This is a genomic window from Lamprocystis purpurea DSM 4197 (genome assembly GCF_000379525.1).
GTDB lineage: Bacteria > Pseudomonadota > Gammaproteobacteria > Chromatiales > Chromatiaceae > Thiodictyon > Thiodictyon purpureum.
In genome coordinates, this window is record NZ_KB902495.1 from 32914 (window position 1) to 52190 (window position 19277).

General features: G+C 64.6%; 14 protein-coding genes and 1 riboswitch. Of the genes, 8 read left to right on the plus strand and 6 right to left on the minus strand.

Going from position 1 to position 19277, the window contains the following annotated elements:
- The 3 genes from A39O_RS41735 to A39O_RS0113410 form a co-directional block, all read right to left on the minus strand.
- A partial coding sequence (locus A39O_RS41735; protein ID WP_040527811.1) for a hypothetical protein occupies positions 1 to 268 on the minus strand: 268 nt, incomplete at its 3' end.
- A 337-nt stretch (positions 269 to 605) separates the two neighbouring features.
- On the minus strand, positions 606 to 2975 hold the full coding sequence (locus A39O_RS0113405) for a Tex family protein (protein ID WP_020505173.1): 2370 nt from the start codon (positions 2973 to 2975) through the stop codon (positions 606 to 608).
- Positions 2976 to 3318: 343 nt separating this feature from the next.
- Positions 3319 to 3564 (minus strand): hypothetical protein, encoded by a 246-nt coding sequence (locus A39O_RS0113410; protein ID WP_245561891.1) that lies wholly within the window; start codon positions 3562 to 3564, stop codon positions 3319 to 3321.
- Positions 3565 to 3859: 295 nt separating this feature from the next.
- On the opposite strand from A39O_RS0113410, the gene A39O_RS0113415 reads away from it, so the two are divergent.
- Complete coding sequence (locus A39O_RS0113415) at positions 3860 to 4606, plus strand: 4'-phosphopantetheinyl transferase family protein (protein WP_020505175.1); 747 nt, start codon at positions 3860 to 3862, stop codon at positions 4604 to 4606.
- 15 nt (positions 4607 to 4621) lie between these two features.
- On the opposite strand, the gene A39O_RS0113420 is transcribed toward A39O_RS0113415, so the two are convergent.
- Positions 4622 to 6307, minus strand: coding sequence for an asparagine synthetase B family protein (locus A39O_RS0113420; RefSeq protein WP_020505176.1), 1686 nt, complete (start codon positions 6305 to 6307; stop codon positions 4622 to 4624).
- Positions 6308 to 6560: 253 nt separating this feature from the next.
- On the opposite strand from A39O_RS0113420, the gene A39O_RS0113425 reads away from it, so the two are divergent.
- From A39O_RS0113425 to A39O_RS0113445, 7 genes are all read left to right on the plus strand, one after another.
- On the plus strand, positions 6561 to 9893 hold the full coding sequence (locus A39O_RS0113425) for a hypothetical protein (RefSeq protein WP_020505177.1): 3333 nt from the start codon (positions 6561 to 6563) through the stop codon (positions 9891 to 9893).
- A gap of 223 nt (positions 9894 to 10116) precedes the next feature.
- Positions 10117 to 10195: riboswitch (cyclic di-GMP riboswitch) on the plus strand.
- Between the two features lie 377 nt (positions 10196 to 10572).
- The gene (locus A39O_RS0113430) at positions 10573 to 12870 is read left to right on the plus strand and encodes an FHA domain-containing protein (protein ID WP_026199388.1); all 2298 of its coding nucleotides are present in this window, start codon (positions 10573 to 10575) and stop codon (positions 12868 to 12870) included.
- A gap of 19 nt (positions 12871 to 12889) precedes the next feature.
- Positions 12890 to 14710 (plus strand): serine/threonine-protein kinase, encoded by a 1821-nt coding sequence (locus A39O_RS36595; protein ID WP_020505179.1) that lies wholly within the window; start codon positions 12890 to 12892, stop codon positions 14708 to 14710.
- A 409-nt stretch (positions 14711 to 15119) separates the two neighbouring features.
- Positions 15120 to 15536 carry a hypothetical protein gene (locus A39O_RS40775; RefSeq protein ID WP_157640060.1) on the plus strand — a complete coding sequence of 139 codons (417 nt, stop codon included), beginning with the start codon at positions 15120 to 15122 and terminating at the stop codon, positions 15534 to 15536.
- 241 nt (positions 15537 to 15777) lie between these two features.
- On the plus strand, positions 15778 to 16362 hold the full coding sequence (locus tag A39O_RS40780; RefSeq protein ID WP_157640062.1) for an SH3 domain-containing protein: 585 nt from the start codon (positions 15778 to 15780) through the stop codon (positions 16360 to 16362).
- Between the two features lie 243 nt (positions 16363 to 16605).
- Positions 16606 to 16860, plus strand: a complete 255-nt coding sequence (locus A39O_RS0113440; protein ID WP_157640064.1) for a hypothetical protein — start codon at positions 16606 to 16608, stop codon at positions 16858 to 16860.
- Between the two features lie 74 nt (positions 16861 to 16934).
- Positions 16935 to 17309 carry a hypothetical protein gene (locus tag A39O_RS0113445; RefSeq protein ID WP_020505181.1) on the plus strand — a complete coding sequence of 125 codons (375 nt, stop codon included), beginning with the start codon at positions 16935 to 16937 and terminating at the stop codon, positions 17307 to 17309.
- A gap of 28 nt (positions 17310 to 17337) precedes the next feature.
- Here the strand turns inward: A39O_RS0113445 and rimI are convergent, their stop codons facing one another.
- Both rimI and A39O_RS0113455 read right to left on the minus strand, forming a co-directional pair.
- Positions 17338 to 17802, minus strand: coding sequence for a ribosomal protein S18-alanine N-acetyltransferase (gene rimI, locus A39O_RS0113450; RefSeq protein WP_020505182.1), 465 nt, complete (start codon positions 17800 to 17802; stop codon positions 17338 to 17340).
- Positions 17803 to 17807: 5 nt separating this feature from the next.
- Positions 17808 to 19094 (minus strand): MFS transporter, encoded by a 1287-nt coding sequence (locus A39O_RS0113455; protein ID WP_020505183.1) that lies wholly within the window; start codon positions 19092 to 19094, stop codon positions 17808 to 17810.
- Positions 19095 to 19277: the final 183 nt, after the last annotated feature.

Below are 19277 nucleotides of genomic sequence, written 5' to 3' on the forward strand. Positions count from 1 at the left end.
CGGCATCAGCCTGGCCGCCGTTGGCCTCGAAGGTGTAGGGCAACTTGCCGTAGTCGGCCTGAATCCGCGCCTGGGCCGGGGCGGCTGGAGCGGTCACCGCGCTGGCCGGCGGTGCGGCCGGTTGGATCAGCGGCACCGCGAGAGCGGTGATGCCCGCCCCGCCGCCAGCAGGCGCAATGGGGTCGGGTGCGGCAGCGGCGGCCAGCAGGCCGCTGCCAAGCGCCAGCACGGCGGGGAACAGGCGCCGTCGTCGAGGGATCTTGGACATACCGAGGCTCCTTGGGTAAACAGTCTGCATGGCGTTGCCGATGCGTGCAAAACTGTGATCAGCGTCACACTTTGAGAGAGCGGACGATAACATTCCAGCCAAAGGCGGGGAAATCCCCGTTGGTCGCGCATCAACCACCGTCCGGCGGAAGTATTCAGCCGGCCGTCCGCTGGCCCGTCGGCTCAACCGCCGGCTCAACCGCCGGATGCGGAAAACCGCATGCCCTGCGCTGCGCTATAGCTTTCGGACGTGATAACCGAACGATCGGGTCGGGTTCTAAACCCGGCCCTACACCAAGGGTCTGTCTGGATATCAGGTACGAAGGCTACATTGCCCCCTACCCCTTGCGCGCCTTCTCGAAGGCCGCGGCCAGCGCACCGCCCGCGGGAACCGGCTGCTCCGCGGGCTGGCGCTGGGGCGCCGGCCGGCGGTCGCCGCCCGCGCGTCGGGACTGGTCTTGCTGCCGCGGCGGCTGGCCGCGCGGGGCACCGCGCTCCCGGCGTTCGGTGCGTTCGCGACCGGGCTCGCCTGCCCGCGGCTGCGCCGGTTCACCCAGTCGCATGGTCAGGGCGATGCGCTTGCGCGGCAGATCCACTTCCAGCACCTTGACCTTCACCAGGTCACCGGACTTGACCACCTGATGGGGGTCCTTGACGAAATGGTCGGCGAGCATGGAGATGTGGACCAGACCATCCTGGTGCACGCCGATATCGACAAAGGCGCCGAAGTTGGTGACGTTGGTGACCGTGCCCTCCAGGATCATCTCGGGTTGCAGGTCTTTCAGCGTCTCGACCCCCTCCCGGAACACCGCCGCCTTGAACTCGGGACGCGGATCGCGTCCGGGCTTCTGCAGTTCGCTCAGGATGTCCTGTACCGTCGGCAGGCCGAAACGCTCGTCCGTGAATTCCCCGGCATCCAGCCGACGCAAGGTCGCGGTGTCGCCGATCAACTCGCGGATGCCCTTGCCTGCCCGCTCGCAGATGCGCCGCACCACCGGATAGGCCTCGGGATGAACAGCGGAGGCATCCAGCGGCTCGTCGCTGTCCGGCACGCGCAGGAAGCCGGCGCTCTGCTGGAAGGCTTTGTCGCCGAAGCGCGGCACGGCCATCAATTTCCTCCGGTTGGGAAAGGCGCCGTTGGCCTCGCGGAAGGCGACGATGTGCTCGGCCAGGCCCTTGTTGAGCCCGGAGACCTGTGCCAGCAGGGGGACCGAGGCGGTGTTGAGATCCACGCCAACCGCGTTCACGCAGTCCTCCACCACCGACTCCAGGGCGCGCGCCAGGCGGGGCTGATTGACGTCGTGCTGGTATTGGCCGACGCCAATGGCCTTGGGGTCGATCTTGACCAACTCGGCCAAGGGGTCCTGCAGACGCCGCGCGATGGAGACGGCACCGCGCAGCGACACGTCCATCCCCGGCAACTCCTTGGAGGCGAACTCCGAGGCCGAGTAGACCGAGGCACCGGCCTCGCTCACCACCAGCGAGCGTAGGCCCAGCTCGGGGTGCGCCTTGATCAGTTCGCGGGTGAGCTTGTCGGTCTCGCGCGAGGCGGTGCCGTTGCCGATGCTGATCAGTTTGACCTGATGCGCCCGGCACAGTGTGGCCAAGGTGGCGATCGAGGCATCCCACTGATTGCGGGGCTGATGTGGGTAAATGGTATCGGTGGCGGCAACCCGCCCGGTCCCATCGACGATGGCCACCTTGACCCCGGTCCGCAGCCCCGGGTCCAGGCCCAGGGTCGGCAGGCGCCCGGCCGGCGCGGCGAGCAGCAGGGCCTTGAGATTCAAGCCGAAGACGCGGATCGCCTCCTCCTCGGCGGCCTCCAGTACCCGGCCTTTGAGGTCCAGGTCGAGCCGGGTCAGCAGCTTGATGCGCCAGGTCTTGCGCACCGTCTCGACGAGCCAGTCGTCCGCCGCCCGGCCCTGGGAGCAAATGCCGAAGCGAGCGGCGACCATGGCACGGAAGTGGGCGTCCGGGTCCTCGTCCTCGCCGGGCACCAGATCGAGATTCAGCACCCCTTGATTGCGGCCGCGGAACAGGGCGAGCGCCCGGTGGGACGGGACCTTGGCGATGGCTTCCCGGTAATCGAAATAGTCGGAGAACTTGTTGCCCTCCTGCTCCTTGCCGACGACCACCTTCGACACCAGCACGCCCTCCTCCCAGAGGCGATCCCGCAGGCGACCGGTCAACTCGGGGTCCTCGGCGAAGCGCTCCATCAGGATCTGCCGCGCCCCTTCGAGTGCCGCGGCGCCATCGGCCACCCCTTTGCCGGCGTCTACATAGTGCTCGGCCTGCGTCGCCGGCTCCTGGGTGGGATCCGCCAGCAGGCCATCGGCCAACGGTTCCAGCCCCGCTTCACGGGCGATCTGGGCCTTGGTGCGGCGCTTGGGCTTATAGGGCAAGTAGAGGTCTTCCAGACGCTGCTTGGTGTCCGCGGCCTCGATATCGGCGCGTAGGGCGGCGGTAAGCTTGCCCTGCTCCTCGATACTGGCGATGATCGCGGCCCGCCGGTCGTTGAGCTCCCGCAGATAGCCCAGCCGTTCTTCCAGGTGACGGAGCTGCGTATCATCGAGACCGTCAGTGGCCTCCTTGCGGTAACGGGCAATGAAGGGCACGGTTGCACCCTCGTCCAGCAGCCGAATGGCCGCCTCCACCTGGGAAGCGCGGGCGTTGAGCTCTTGGCTGATGGTCTCGGTGATAGTCTGCATCGGTGAAGCGGTCCTGCTTGAGTGGGTATCGCGGGCTGTGGCGAGGGCGAAAAAGGGCGGGTTTCAGTTTATGTTAAACACGAACAAAATCGTTGTCGTTGTCGTAATCGGATAAGCGATTCAAGTCAGCCATGAGCAGCCAGCCGTCTGTCGGATTTCGATTCGCTACACAGTCTGACCGTACGAGGCCGCCAAGGGTTTGAAAGGCTTCGGTCGCCACGCATGGGACTAACGCATCCTCGCGGGGATCATCAACTCGATTACGACAACGACAACGACCGAGACGCCAGAGGCGTTTCCTAGTGAACTTGTTCAGCCTATTCGTGAACGGTTCCTGACCCAATCAATCGATCCGGCAAGTCTCACCGTAAACGGCCATGATCGCGCGCAATTCAGCGAGGACCTCCAGTCGCGCGGCGGCCGTCAGACCGCGGGTCTCGGGTACATCCTCGCCCTGTTCCAAACGCGCCATGCTCAAGCGGACCTGACGGCAGCCCTGGCGGCACAGGGCTTCGATGACCGCATCCAACGGGCCTTCGCCGCGCGTTGCCGCGCGCGTCTCGACTGAGGGTAACTCGACTCTCTGCACCGGCGTCTCTCCCGAGCAGTACCGAACGCCCCGGCGCCCGGTCTGGTGTTGGGCCTTGATTGTCAACGCACCGGTCCGCGGCGGGCCGACGCGTTGCGACTGACCATTCTACCGAAATCGTCGGGTTGACTCCGCGCTGTTCGTGCATGATGACGTAAACTATAAGTGTATTCCACGCGCCAAACAGGGGGCAGAGCAAGCCACACTGTTGACATTCAAACAGAAATCCTGATCGTAGCGCGTAACAAGCACCCGAGCCGGCAAAGGGCCCGGCAGGCGACCCGAGGCGATGGGGATGAATACGCTTAACCTCACTGACAGCAACCTGATCCAGTGGCAGTCGACCAACAGCGCCCCCGCGCTCGCCCCCGGCGGGCTGCACCTGTGGCATATCCGGACGGACTCCGGCGGCGACCGCGTCGCCACCTGCCTCGATGACCTGGGAGAACACCAGCGCAGCCGGGCCCACGGCATGCATCATGCGGGCTATCGGGAGCGTTACATCCGCGCCCAATCCGGTTTGCGCCGCATCCTCGGGCTGTATCTCGGCGTTCCTCCGCGCACCATCGACTTCGCCCACGGGCCGGCCGGCAAGCCGATGCTTGAGCGCAACCCGACTGGACTGGCCTTCAACCTGACCACCACCGCGGATCTGGCCCTGGTGGCGATCTCCGCCGCGCAGGAGGTGGGCATCGACTGCGAGCGGCTGCGCCCGCGCCGTGATCTCGATGCCATCGCCCGCCGGATGTTCAGCAGGGAACAGACGCAATTGCTCCTGGACACCCCGGCTGAAGAGCGCCTGGAGTGCTTCTACCGCGCCTGGACCGCCCTGGAGGCGGACGCCAAAGCGGACGGCCGCGGTCTGTTCCGCCCACGCGCACCCGGTGCGCACCCGCCCCAGGTCATGCATTGCATCCCGGCACCGGGGCATGTCGCCGCGGTGGCGCGGGCGGCATTGCCGCCGGTGGGACTGTGGGTGACATTGGAGCTTCAGCCGACCCGAGGTGGCGGCGATGGGGTGTCGTCTGATGGGCTTATTTAACTAATGGTGCACCCTTCATGACCGCTGCAGCCACCGCGCAAAGGCTTCAGCCCGTTGCAGACTGTAAATCCCCTCGCGCACATGCGCCGCGGTCAAGGCCAGCGTGATGACGAAACCCGTCCGGCGAAGCACCCCGGGCGGCACCGGCCACTCGCGCGCCAACTGCCAGGCGTGGCGCAGGGTCGCACGCCGCCGCGGGTCCTGTGCGAACCAACGCATCCGGCCCTTGACAGGAGACGGGATGGGCAGCGGGCACGGCAGTTGACCGGGTGAACTGCGCCAGGGAGTCGCCATCACTTCCGGGTAATGGCGCTCGAGCAGCAGTCGAAAGACGGTCCCTTCACTCAGATCCTCGATGGACAGGGCGAGCGCCGCCCGCGCCACCTGGGGCGAACTCAAAGGAACCTGAAGCTCGATACGGTGCCGGTCGATGTCCTCGCGCTGCAGCACCTGGTGGCGCCGCTGATGCTGGAGCGACAGCAGCAGCATCAGTGAGCGCGCCTGGGATAGCCCAGGGAAGGCGCCGATGGCGGCGATCAGGTTGGCCCGGAGGTTCGCTTCCAGAATCTCATAGTTCACAATGATCCGCGGCGGCAGGTGGATGTCCGCCCGCTGCATCCAGCGGTCGACGAGCTTGGCCGCGTCGCCCCACCGCGCCAAATCCGCATCGGCCGGACTGAGGGCCATGGTGCCCGTGCCGACACTCCCGCCCTTGCCGGTCCAGACCAGGTGGGGCCGCGGAGTCGGCAGGTCCGGCGGCGCGGCGGACTGGTCCCAATGGAGTCCCAGGCGCTTCTCCAGGCTCATGAACCCAGCCGCTGAACTCACCTTGATGAGCGGGATCGCATTCGCCTCGGCAAAGACCGCCGCACAATCGCCGCTGCGCCCATCCCCAGCGTCGGCGGCCACCCCGAACACGCGGACCCCGCGCCGCCGCAGAGCCGCGGCGATCAGATTCGAGTTCAACGACCCACTCAAACTCACCACGGCCGTGCCGTCGTTCCCGACCAGTTCAGCGGTCAGTGCCGACTCACAGGCACCGTGGATTGCCGCAATCCCCTCATCCCGCGCCACGACCTCGTCCAGGTCCTGCCAAACCAGATAGTCCGTGCGCTTCAGACCGGTCCGATCAAAGGTCCAACACGCGGCCGGCGGGGCGCCCGTGACCTCGGCGTAGGAGGTATGGTCGAGCAGAAAATAGCCGAGGGTCGCCACCTCCGCGACCCCGTTGAGATCCAGAGCCAGGTCGATCGAGAGCGATTGGAGCACCCGCAGGCTGGTGCTGAAGAGCCACCGACCCGGCAGCGCGTAGACGAAGAAGGGGCGCAGGCCCAGGGGATCGGTCAGCAACCGCAGTTGTCCGGCGGCCCGATCGTAGAGCAACGCACAGAATGCGCCATGGCAATCGCCGACAATGCGCGGTCCCGGGTCCCGGCAGTTCAGGGTTTCCAGGTCCGACTGACGATCCGGACCCCCAAGCAGGGGCCGCCCGATGAGGGTGGCGAACTCGGCCGCGGTTTCATGCCAGGCGGGCTGTCCATAGGCGCCGATGTCCACCTTGCAGACAAACAGGGTGTCATCGAAGAAAACCTGGCGCACATCGGTCGCGGCGCGCGAAATTTGGATCCGGATCTCATCCGCCAGACCCTGGTCTTGCGCGCTCCAGCGGTCAGGCGAGAAAATCCCGGCGAGAATGGTCATTGGGGATACCTTGGTTGAGTCGATACGCTGGGCGTCCTCCCGTGCGCCGCGGCACCACGCTCAAAACGGGGCGGCGTCGGCGGGGCTGTTCGGCTTAAGTCCCATGCGCCAAACCCATCCGCAAATCGGGTCGAAAGTGTACTCGCTTCGCAGGGTTTTTGTTAAGGTCGCGCAATTATTCGGTTGGTTTCGACGGCCACGCTCACCCGCTTGACTCCGCCCGAACCAACCGCTGATCGAGGAGACTCCCACCATGCGCCCTGCCCTGCCGGCACTCACGCTCGTCCTGTTGTTCTTCCTGTGCACGGCCGCCGCGGTCACCGCCGACACATTGATCGCGAATGGTGATTTCGAGCAACCGGCGCAGTCCGCAGACGCCCCCTTCACCGGCTGGACCTTCTATCGCTGGAGCGGCAGCACGCAGGCCGCCCTGGATCACGAGGCCCGGCCGGGAGGCGGCGCCGCGGCCCACCTGCACGCGCCCATCGCGGGCAAAGCCGCGCTGCATCAGCGGATTCACCTGGCGCCCGGACGCTATCGACTCGCTGCCCTGACCGCCGCCGCGGATCTGCGGCCCGGCAAGGATAACCTGACCGCCCGGCTGCACCTGGAGCTGGGGAGCGGGCGCCAGGCGGTCGCGAACCTGGGCCAGGGGAATCGGGACTGGACCCCCGTGGATCTGGTGTTCCAGGTGGATCAGGCGCTGGATGCGACGCTCTACTGCTTTCTCTACGGCACCGGGGACCTGTGGCTCGACGCGCTGCGGCTCGAACGACTCGGCGCGGATGACGCCACGCCCTTGGGGATGCAACTCGGCCAGGTGATCGCACCCCTGCGGTTCGACCCGCCGATCACCCGGACTGACCTGCTGCTCACCGGCTACTGCGCCGCCCCGGACCAGGCGCAACGGCCCCATTGTCGGCGCTTGAGCAAGGCCGATCCGACCGGCATGGCTCCCACGCGGCCCTTGGAACCGCGATCCATCGCCGACTTCAGCCCGCCACGCTCGGTCGGTGACCGCCCAGGGCCACTGGATCTCAGTCCCCGCAACGGGCTGCCCACGGACTGGAGCGGCTATGATTATCTCGACATTCAGATCCACAACCCCGGCCGCGCCATCCTGGAGGGTCTGATCGAAATCCGCGATGCGCAATCGAAGAATTACTGGTCGCGGGTCAACTGGTATACCCATTTTCCGCCGGGCGATCAGCAATTGCGCATCCCGCTCGCGCTCTTCGTCGGCGAAAAATCCGTTATCCGCGAGCGCCGCCGCCTGGACACCACCGCCATCAGCCGCCTGTTCGTCAGCGTGGTCGGTGCCGGTGAGGTCGCGGTGTCGCGGGTGCGCCTCACCGCGGAGCCCCCTTACCGTCACGATTTCCCGCAACTGCTGAAGCTCGATGCCGGTACCGATGTCAGCCCGGTCATGGCCGGCTTCAGTCCACTCACCGCCGCCCTGGGCTATCGGCCCGACCGAGGCTACGGCTTCGACGCGGCCGTGCGCATCCCCAAGAGCGAGGATCGCCGCCACCCGGATAACTTACTGCGCGACTGGATCTCGATCGCCTCCGGCGGTCTGCGGTTCGACCTGCCCAATGGCGAATACGGCGTCTGGCTGATGCTCGAAGATCCCGGCTACTGGGAATACGTACAGAACTACGACCGGCGCGCCGTGCTGGCCGAGGGCACGCCGGTCTATTCCGAGCAGATGACCGCGGACGGGCTGTTGGCACGCATCTTCGCCCATCAGACGACCGAGGACCTGCCCGGCGACGACATCTGGGCACGCTATATCAAGACCCGTTACCGCCCGATCGAGTTTCAGGCTCAGGTCAACGACGGCCAACTCAACCTGGAATTTTCCGCGGGGTCCGCCAAGACCTTCGCCAACACCCTGTCCGCGTTGTTGATTTGGCCCCTGGCGGACGATCGGCAGGCGCGGGCCTTCATCGACGAGGTCTGGGAGCGTTTGCGCGAGCAATACCGGATCGAATACGCGGAGAACGTGATCGACACCGCCCCCCGGACCGCGGCCCCGCTGGCCCCGGCGCCGGGCCCGATCCCGGAACTGCACGTCTTTCGGCGCCATTGGGATCAGGACGTCCAACCCACGGAGCGACCGCGCGCGGATGAATTGAGCGGACCATTCACACTCGCACTCGCCCGCGGTGAACAGGAACCACTGACCCTGGAGCTCCACGCCGTCAGCGACCTGACACTCACCGCGGCGGAACTCAGGCTGCCGGGCTTGAGCGCCGATGCCTACAAGGTCCGCAGCAAACTGACCCGCGCAACGGACGATGGCGCCCGCTATGTCAACGCACCACGCTTGCTGGACCCCCTGGAACTCCCGCTGCGCCTTTCCGCCGGCCAGACCCGCCGACTCTGGTTCAGCGTCAGCCCGGACGCGGACACCCCGCCGGGTGCCTACGCGGGCGAAGCGCGCCTGACCATCGACGGCGGCCGACAGCTCAGCCTGCCGGTGCAGGCAACCGTCCGGCCCTTCGTCCTGCCCACCGCCAACCTGCCCTTCGGCTATCTGGGCAGCGTTCCGGTCTATACCGAGAGCGCCTTTCCGCAGGCGTTGGCAGCCAAGCGGCGGGCCGACATCGGGCCGGCGTTCGACCTGGTCCGCCGCCAGGGCATGACCCAGTTCAGCGGCGGCATCGGCGGGGTGCTGCCGACCCGCGGGGCAGCGGGCCTGAACATCGACTTCTCCAGCCTCGACACGGTCCTGGAGCAGGCCCGGCGCTTTCCCTTCCCGCCCCACAGCTACGGCGGCCTGGCCCCACGTGGACTCGGGTTCGAACGCTACCGGGTCACCGACACCCAACGCGGCTTCGGCGCCCCCTACGCCGAGGTGCTGGGCCGCGTCCTCGGCGCCACCCGCGCGCACCTGCAGGGACTCGGCTGGCCTGAACCCATCTATAGTGTGGGCGACGAACCCACCGGCGACGCCGCCGGATTCACCGCCGCCCTGGCTGACGCCGTGCGTGCCGCGGGCTCGCAAAGCTCGGTGTTCACCAGCCTCACCGATGAAAAATCGCCCGCGCTGGCCCTGGTCGGCCGCGTGGATCACCTCTTTCTCACCCTGCATAACGCCTGGGGATTCGAGCGCATCCTGCAGGCCGGGGGCCAGTGCGGCACCTACAATCTGAGCGGACGCTATGCCCGCGGTCTCTACCAGTACCGCCTGCGCCGCCTGGGCTGCCGTTCCGGTTACTTCCAGTTCGCCTTCAACGCCACCCATGTCGATCCCTATTATGCCCTCGACGGCCGCGAAGACGACTTCGCCGCCGCCCTGCCGACCCGCCAGCCCGGCGTCCTGATCCCCACGCTGGACCTGTTCCGCTTCGGCGAGGCGATCGACGACTACCGCTACCTGCTCGCCCTCGAGCGGGCCATCGCGGGCGCGGGTGAAACGCGCGCGGCACAGCGCGCCGCCCGCTGGCTGGACGATTTGATGGATGAGGTCAAAATCGACCACCGCGCCTTGATGCCCCCGCCGCTGGACGATCAGGCGTTGGACCAGGTCCGCGCTCAGGCTGCCGCCTTTATCGACGCGATCCAACAACCAGGGCACTGATTGACCTGATTGCGTGGTGACGCCGAACACACCATGAAAATTACGCATTGCGCGCTGGACACGGTTTATAGCCTTCGAACGTGATAACCGGCCGTAGGGGCGGGTTTCAAACCCGCCCCTACACGAAGGTCTGTCTGGATATCAGGTGCGAGCGCTATGGCACGGAAAACCTGACCGTGATGCTCCGTTGACAATCGGTAGTTCGAGTGCCAGCATCTTCCCGCACAAAAAAAGCTAAACCTATCGTAAGGTAGGGGCGGAAAGTCGCGGATCCTGGAATCCAGGACAGCCGGATTGCCAAGAGTGACCATCGTCATGGTCGCGTGCGGCGTCCGGCTTTTCAGTTTCTGGAGAGGGGGGAAGCGCGATGACATCTTCGGCCGCGGGGAGAGGCGGCGCCGGATCGTTCAGGTCCGCGCAGACACAAAAAGTTTTCTGGTACTGGCGGCTCGCGCCCGGGCGCACCATCCTCACCGATCTTCGATCCGCCGCCGCGCGGTCGGTCGAAGCCCTCGCCACCCTGGCGCGGATCCTCCATTCATTCGGGCAAATGGCCCGGTCTCATTCCAAGCTCCAACCATTCCGGATCCGGTCTTTTCTGGCTCGCGTCGCTCCCTGACGGAATACACGGTGTCTGCCTCGCCGTTCGCGAAGAATAGCTTGTATTTAGAGGTCCCCGTTGCCAGAGTCACAAGATCTCATCCTTAAGACCTTCAGGCAAGTCGCAGGGCGCCACCGGCTCGATGACGGTTCGGACTGCTCTGTCGGTAGTGACGCCGCGCAGCACATTTGTGTGAGCGGCAGTGACGTCGCCCCTTGCCACGCGCGCTTCTTTTCAGTTCGCGGGGTCATCTACGTCGAACCCATCGACGCGGCCCCAATCCTGCTGAACAGCCAGCCGATATCCAAACGGGCGAAAGTCGAGGACGGCGATTGGCTGGTTCTAGGCTCCACCTCCGTTCAGGTCCAGATCCCCCATGGGGCTGGGCCCGCGAGCGGGGCTAGCGCGGGGAAGTCACCTGGTCTGCACTCGGCCGCGCAGCCCAAACCGGTTGTGGTGGGCCGCGACCGGCAGTGCGATCTCGTCATCGACTCCCCCTTGATGTCGCGTGAGCACGCGAGGCTGCTATTCACCCCGGAGGGGCTCCGCCTTCAGGATCTGCGCAGCACCAACGGCACCTTCGTTAACGGACAACGCATCGTTGGTGAGGCCTTGCTGCATCCCGGCGACCGGGTGTCGTTCGCGACCTTCGTCTATCGGTTTACGGGAGCGGCCCTTGAGCCAGCGGAGTCCGGTGGGCGTGTCAGGATCGAAGCACGAAGCCTAACCAAGACCGTGATCGATCGGACCTCGAAGCAGCCCCGCAATCTGCTGGACGCGATCGATCTGGCGATCGAGCCCGGGGAGTTTGTTGTCATCTTTGGGACCAGCGGATCGGGCAAGTCGACGCTGATGGACTCGCTGAACGGTCGGCGCCCGGCCACCTCGGGTCGGGTCCTCTATAACGGTGTAGACCTGTACGAGGGCTTCGCCGCCTTTCGAGCGGGCATCGGCTATGTGCCCCAACAGGACATCGTCCACCGCAAGATCAGCATCCGGCGGGCGCTGGAATACACGGCGAGGCTGCGGCTGCCCGGCGACACGCGCGCGGGCGAGATCGCCGTCTACATCGAGCGAGTCCTCCAGCGGGTGGGGCTGCTGGAGAAGCAAGACCTCGCCGTCGACACGCCGGAGCCCTTGAGCGGCGGGCAGCTCAAGCGTGTGAATCTGGCTGTAGAGCTGGTTGCGAATCCGAATATCCTGTTTCTCGATGAGGCGACCAGCGGCCTGGACGCCGGTACCGACAAGAAGATGATGCGCCTCTTCGCCGACTTGGCGGCGGATGGCAAGACGGTCATCTGCGTGACGCACAGCCTCGAGAACGTCGGCGTCTGTCATCTGGTGGCGCTCCTGCACTTTGGGTTCCTGGTGTATTTCGGGCCTCCGGAAGAGGCGGCGGCCTACTTCGGCGTGGATCGGCTCTCGGAGGTGTACGAGCGGCTCGAAGGGCAGGATGCGCGGGCCTGGGGGGATCGGTTTCGCCAGTCGGACCAGTACCGGCGCCACGTGCAGGCACGTTTATCCAAAGCTGCAACCGAGGCGCCCAGAACGCTCGTGGCCGATCGAGGCAAGGCGGGATCGGGCCGAGCCGGCTGGTTCAATCCGCGACAGGCTTGGACGCTGACGCGCCGCTATGTCGATTTGCTCTACTCGGATCGGCTCAACCTGGCGATGCTGCTCTTGCAGGCCCCGCTCATTGCCTTGGTGGTCGGGGCAATCTTCGACACCTCCGGAAGCCCCCTGGAGCGTGCTCAGGCCGAGAGCCAGATCGCGTTCGTCCTGGTGCTTTCCGCAGTTTGGTTTGGCTGCATCAACTCCGCCCGGGAGATTGTGAAGGAGCTACCGGTCTATCTCCGGGAACGGGCCGTGGTGCTGCGCATCCCCCCCTATTTGGTGAGCAAGCTGCTGCCGCTGGCGGTGCTGTGCGCGATCCAGTGCGCGAGCTTTCTTGCCATCGTCATGGGCATGCTGGATTTCCCGGGATCTTTCCTGGACCGCTTCCTGGTTCTGTTCGTCGCCGGATTCGCGGCGACCGGCATGGGTCTGGCGGTGAGCGCTTTCGTCACCAGCAACGACAAGGCCATCGCCACACTCCCCCTGCTCTTGATCCCTCAATTCATCCTTTCCAACGCGGTCGTCCAGCTTGACGGGCCTGCCGAAGCAGTCGCCAAGGTTTCGGTCATTTCCTATTGGGCCTTAGACGCGATGCGCGCGACCCTTGATGACGGGGTTCTGGCACTGCGCGGCGCTGATGGGTCTCCGATCGTTTCCGTAAACGCCGACTGGCAGACGGATCTGTGGGCCACCGCGGCACTCGCGTTGGGCTTTGTGATCATCACGGCGCTCGGTCTCAAGCTGCGCGACCGCAAGGTCTAGGCCCACCGGAGCGCATCTGATGTCCGCTACGCTTTCCAGGATCCCGATGATTGATCCAAAGACATGCCCGAAGTGCCAGACCCCGAACGAGCTGAGGGCCTTGATCAAGCGTGCATACCGCTGCGCCGTCTGCGGTCTGGAACTGGCCCACGTGGACACCGCGCCGAACGGAGCTCCGCGCGGCGTTTTCGGATGGCTGTTGGATCAGGGCGCGATCGTCAGCGAGCGCTATCGCGTCAGCGGCCTGCTGGGAAAAGGCGGCTTTGGGGTCACCTACCTCGTGGAGGACCTGCGGTTGGCGGGTAAGCGGCGGGCGTTGAAAGAGATCCCGGCGCTGCTCTTCGACGAGTACGAGACGAAGCTGCTCGGGCGCCTCAATCATCCCGCCATACCGGACATCACCGACCGCCTTGATCAGGGCGGCATGGTCTATCTGGTGCTGGAATTCGGCGGCACACGTACCCTGAAAACGGAACAGGATCGTCTCGGTGGGCGAATCCCCGCATTCATCCTGCTACCCTGGGTCGAGCAGGCCTGCGACGCGCTCATTTACTTGCATTCCCAAGAACCACCGATCATCCATCGGGATCTCAAACCAGAAAACATCCTCCTCGACGACAACGATCGGGTGATGCTGATCGACTTTGGCATCGCCAAGGAGGCAGGCGATGAGAACGTGACCCGTACCATCGGGCGCGCCGTCACCCACGGGTTCAGCCCACCCGAGCAGGTACTCGGCACGGGCACGGATGTGCGCTCGGATGTATATGCCCTGGGCGCTATCCTGTACTTCGGAACTACCGGCAAGCCGCCTCCACCGGCCCATGAGCGCGTGACGGGCACAGCCTTGGTGCCGCCGGCGAGTTTGGTTGCGGAAATGCCACTGCTGCTGGATGCGACAATCCGGCAAGCCCTGGAGTTGAACCTTAACGCCAGACAGCAAACCGTTGCGGAACTGGCTCAAACGCTCGCCCTTGTGCGTGGCAGTGGGACGAGCGAGCGGACGGTCTTTGTTTCCGATGCCAGTAGTCTTGCAGGGGGTCTAGGCAGCAATCGGGACGTGCGCCTGCCAAGCGTTAAATTGCCTTCCACACACGACTCAGGGCAAGAGTGTGCGATTCCGGCGCAGGCGCCTGCGCCGAAGCGCAGTGGGCTGGCGACAATCGGGTGGACCTTGGCGGGACTCGCGATGACGGGGTTGGCGGGGGTCGGAGCCTTCACCTACCTCCGAAATTCGAGTTCGGAGCAGCCTGCCAAACCAGAGACGGCAGCAGTGTCGGCACAGGCTGCGCCCGCGGCAACTCTCACGCCGGCGGTCACCAATCTGAACGCGTTGACTACTACGCCTGCAGCCAAGGAAAAGGACGGGGCTCACGTGGCCGATCAGGGCGTCGCCACCCCCCCTGCTCAAAGGGCCGCTTACCCGGCCGAGGGGCGGCCCCAGGGGCCTTCTTCAGAGCAACAACCGGCGGACGAGACAGTGACCTCCCAACCACTCGGCGCGCGCATGGACGCCGCTCAACAACCGAGGCCGCAGAGCCCGAGCGATGCAAGACCACCGGCGTCGGTGGCGGAACCCGTCCCGGCCACTCGGAGGCCGTCAACAGTGGAAGCAACGCCGATCCCTCCTGAGGTTCCTAAGAAGAAGAGCGGAGCCAGTGCCCGGAACAAACAGTCGAGTCAGCCGAAGGTCAAAAGCGCCGGGGCGGCTGGGTCGACGGGAAAAAAGGCGTCTGAGGCCCGGTCTCCGAAACAACCGTCACGCGATACCGGCAAATCCGGTTCAGGTGGATATAACGAGAGGCAATTGCGGGCAATTAAGGACTTCAACAACATGTAGGGAAAGTCGCTGCCGGTTCCGCAGGCAAGAAACCGCTCGGCAGCCCCGGTGCCTCAGTGACTATCCCACGGTAAAGCCGGGGGTTTCTTATGATAATACTTATCGATCGCTCGCGGATCCCAGAAACTGTTGATTGCGACAAGTTAAATGACTGGCCCACTCTTAATCAGTCGTTTACTAATGGGTGTGAACGTAATGTCATGGCTGGTTGGATGCTGAATGATGGCATTGGTAATAACGTATGAAGACGCGAATTTTTCTTGAGTGCCTAGCCGTTTCCCTTCTCGTTTTGTTTCTCGTTGGTTGCGTGACCGTACGCTTGAGCACCGGAAGCGGGAAGCCCATTGCGTCTCTAGGCCCCCGTCTAGGCGCAAGCGGCACTGCACCCTCTCGCGTCACCCACGCACAGGTGGGCATTCGCCATGATGTTGCCAAAGAACTGCCTAAAGATCAGGCATTGGCTTTCTTGCGCTCGCTTTACGTCCCTGAAGCGGCCAACACATGCCGGTTTGAGCCGGACGGAGTGGAGAGATGGTGGAAGGGAAAACTCCCGGGCAAGAACCCATACAGTTCTACATATTTGAGTCTTGAAGCGGTCAACGGCACGCCGATCGGTATAATGCTTTCAGTCAGAGGGACCAGGGAGCAGTGGTGCATGATCGTTCCATACGCGATCACCCAACTGCAGGGCGGTGACGCCAAGAAGTTAACAGACAAGATTTTTACTGCGTTGGTGAGCATGGGGGTGACGATCATACCGGATACTGAGCTTTCCAAAAAACTTCATTGTCGACAAGATTGGTGCCGGCCGATTAGGCGTGGATGACTGTGTTTTAGGGGAGTCAACTCACGAAACGGGAAAAAATCGCACTTTAAAGTTGCGTCAAGACCGGCAACCACCTGACAATCCATCTGTTCGCTTTGCCCATCCTGTGCCGCGGGCGCGAGCGGTGTTGGCCCGCCCAGAGCACCCCGATAGCGCCGCCTATCTACAGCATCATCCCGCCCACCTACTCGTTGGGTTTGGAGTAGAGAGCATGACATTCAGACCTAATAGGAGCAAGGCCATGAAAATTCGCGCTGTATTAGCGGCGGTCGGCATTCTTCTCGCTTCCGTGAGTTTCGGAGAGACGGTCTCGGTAAACACCCCCGGCGATGGCTTCTTGGCGTTACGCAGCGAGCCGAGCGCTAAACACGGAGTTCGGCTGTCGAAAATCCCTCACGGCGCATTAATAGATCTATCCGAGTGCACGTCAAGTGCTTCAAACGCCCGCTGGTGTAGGACCGCGTATCAAGGTAAAGGTGGCTGGGTTCTGGAAAAATATGTAACAAGACTGTCCAGCGGCCTCACCACCAGTCCTGTTGTCAGGCAAGCACGCCGGACTTCTAATGTGTCTGAAAACGACGCCATCTTAAGGGCTGTCGCGAACCAATGTACGCCTGACTGGTGCACTCCGAGGATCGGAACCGTACTCGGCGAATACGCCACTGTTGGCTTTGGATGCAAGAAGCAGGACTGCGAAAGTGCCATTGCCTATCTCAAGAAGACAGGCGGCAACTGGATAATCGTAGACCAAGGAACCGGAATCACCCCGGATGACCTTGTTGAGTATGGTTTCCCTGCGGACGTGGCCAACGAGCTGGCATATTAGGGGGAATGTCCCGGGCCGGGCTCGGACGGGTACCAAGCGCTCGCAAGGAGATCCGGCGCGCCAGAACCGCCTGAAGCCGATCTGGCCCTGCGGCGCCCGCGCAAAACGCCACGGCGAAAATGCCTCTTCCGTGCCCGCCACTCGAAACTCGCGCGCGAATCGGCGATGATGGTGTGAATGACCGGGCGCGCTAGGCGCCAGGTCATCAGCGCCCGCCACCCCACCTTGTAGGAGAGCTTGACGATGCGTCCCGCACTGCCTGTAGTCGCTGCCGCCTTCCTCACCCTTGGCCTGTCCGGTGCCGCCCTGGTTCAGGCGGAAACCCAGTCCGAGAAAATGCTGGATGCGGCGGCCTTCGCCGAATCCGAAGATCCGACCCAGGTCAAAGAAGAAGAAGCAATCGAAAAGAAGGACGGGATGGATGCCCCCGCGGACACCTCCAACGCGGCAGCGCCTGCCGCGAGCGATGCGGCCGAGGTGCCCGCCAAGACCAAGTAAGCGGCCCTCCGGCGGCGGGCGGGATCCGCCCGCCACTTCCTTGGCATCCGTCGCTTCCAATCGAAATACCAACAATGAATAACACCATTGCAACCTGCGCTTGGTCGGGCGTCGCGCACGCGCCCCGCTTCCTGCCCCGATTCGCGATCGGTGCGCTGGCAACGCTCGTGCTTGCGGCCTGTGCCTCATCACCGAACGACCCGACCGGTGTCATCTCGATCACCGTGAAACCCGGCGACACCGGCACCTGCGAGTCGACCCCCTGCCAGGTGAACCTGGTCATGCCGCCCGGCCAGGGGAGCTTCGAGGTCACCGGTAACGAAGTGCGGGTCGGCAGTTTTCCGGCCGGCCAGACGGTGAATCTGGGCGGCTATTGGCAGTCCCAGAAATTCGCCATCGTCGGCGCCGGGGTGCCGCCGGCCTACGTCTATATCACCGCGCCTCAGTGACCCAGGCGGCGCTGTCGCCGGGCCCGCGTCAGAGCGCCAGCGCCAACACCACCGCATCCTCCCGCCCATTGCGCGCCGGGTAATAGCCCCGGCGCGTGCCGATCTCACAGAAGCCCTCAGCGGCATAGAGTCGGCGCGCGAGTTGATTGGAAACCCGCACCTCCAGAAATGCCGTATCCGCGCCGCGTTCCCGCGCCTGCGCCAAAAGGCGTCGGAGCAGCCGTCGCCCGACACCCAGACCCTGCCACTGCGGATGGACGCAGATATTGAGCACATGACACTCGTCGGCCCCGATGGACATGACCGCGTGGGCCACCACCAGTCGGCCCAAGTCCGCCACCCAGCAGTTGTAGCCCACCCGCAGACATTCCCGAAAGACCTCCTCCTCCCACGGAAAGTCACAAGCCGCCGCCTCCGACTGCATGATCGCGTCGAGATCGGGCTCGCGCATGGGTCGAAAAGCAAAGTCCGGCCCCAGTGCCGCGGCTTTCATAGGAGTCAGGCCCGCGCCGCCGCCCGCCCCGCCGCCACATCGACCCGCGTCAGCAGCAAGGCGCCGATCAGAAACAGCGCCAGGATGGGCAGCAGCGACAGTCGGGGGTCGCCGGTCAGGGCCGCGGTGGTGCCGACCAGGAAGGGTCCGAGCACGGCGCCGAACTTGCCGACCATGTTGTAGAACCCGAACAATTCGGCGGTTTGGCCGGCCGGGATCAGGCCGGCGAAGAGCGCGCGCGAGAGTGCCTGCACACCGCCCTGAACCAGGCCGATGGCGACCGCCAGGGCGTAGAAATGCGCCAATTGCTGCATCTGCGAGGCGGCGGCCACGACCAGCAGGTAAACGCCGATGGCCAGCAGGATGCTGGGCTTGGGCCCCCAGCGCGTGCCGAGGTGACCGAACACCAGCGCCGCCGGGAACCCGACGAATTGGGTGATCAGCAGCGCCACCATCAAACTGGACGCCGGGAATCCCAGGGAAAGCCCGAAGTCCACGGCCATGAAGATGATGGTGTCCACCCCGTCGATATAGAACCAGTAGGCGATGAGAAACAGAAAGGTGTTGCGCAGCAAGCGGATCGTCCGGAAGGTCTGCGCCAGTTCGGCGAAGGCGCCGCGCAGCGCCGCGCCGAGGGTCTTGCCTCCCTGACCCCGTGACTCGGGAACCAGGAGCGCCAGCGGGAGGGTGAAGACCGCCCACCACAGGGCGACCCCGAGGAAGGCGACCTGCACCGCCTGCCCCTGATCCGCCAGACCGAAGGTCGTCGGGGTCAAAACCATGACGACATTGAGTGCGAACAGCAGGCCGCCCCCCAGGTAGCCGAGCGCGTACGCGAGCGAGGAGACCCGCTCGTAATCGCCGGGCGCGGCGATATCGGTGATGAGCGCGTCATTGAAGATGTTACTCGCCAGGAAGCCCAGGAGTCCCAGCAAATAGAGCGACAGGGCGGCGAGCCAATGCCCGGCAGCCAGCCAGAAGAGCCCGCCGGTCGCCAGCACCCCGAGCGCTGTAAAGAACAGCAGGAAGCGCTTCTTCGCTCCCAGTTGATCGGCCAGCGCACCGAGCAGGGGCGCCACGCACACCAGGATCAGGCTGGCGGTGCTGCTCGCGTAACCGAGCGCGCGGGTGCTCTCGGTGACGGCCAGATCCGCGGCCCAGAATTCCTTGAAGAAGACCGGGAAAAATCCGGCGATGACCACGGTGGCGAAGGCCGAATTAGCCCAGTCATAGCAGGCCCAGGCCAAAACCTGACGGCGCGGACCTGGGCGATCGATGGGATTCGATGTCATTAGGATCGCTCATTAAGGAACAGTTCACGAATACGTTTCTCGTTCCCACGCTTTTCTCGTTCCCACGCTCCAGCGTGGGAATGCCGTCCGGCCGCTCCAGCGGCCAGTGGTGCCACGCGACGCCGGAGCGTCGCGACTTGCTCCCACGCTGGAGCGTGGGAGCCAGATCCAATTCGATTACGA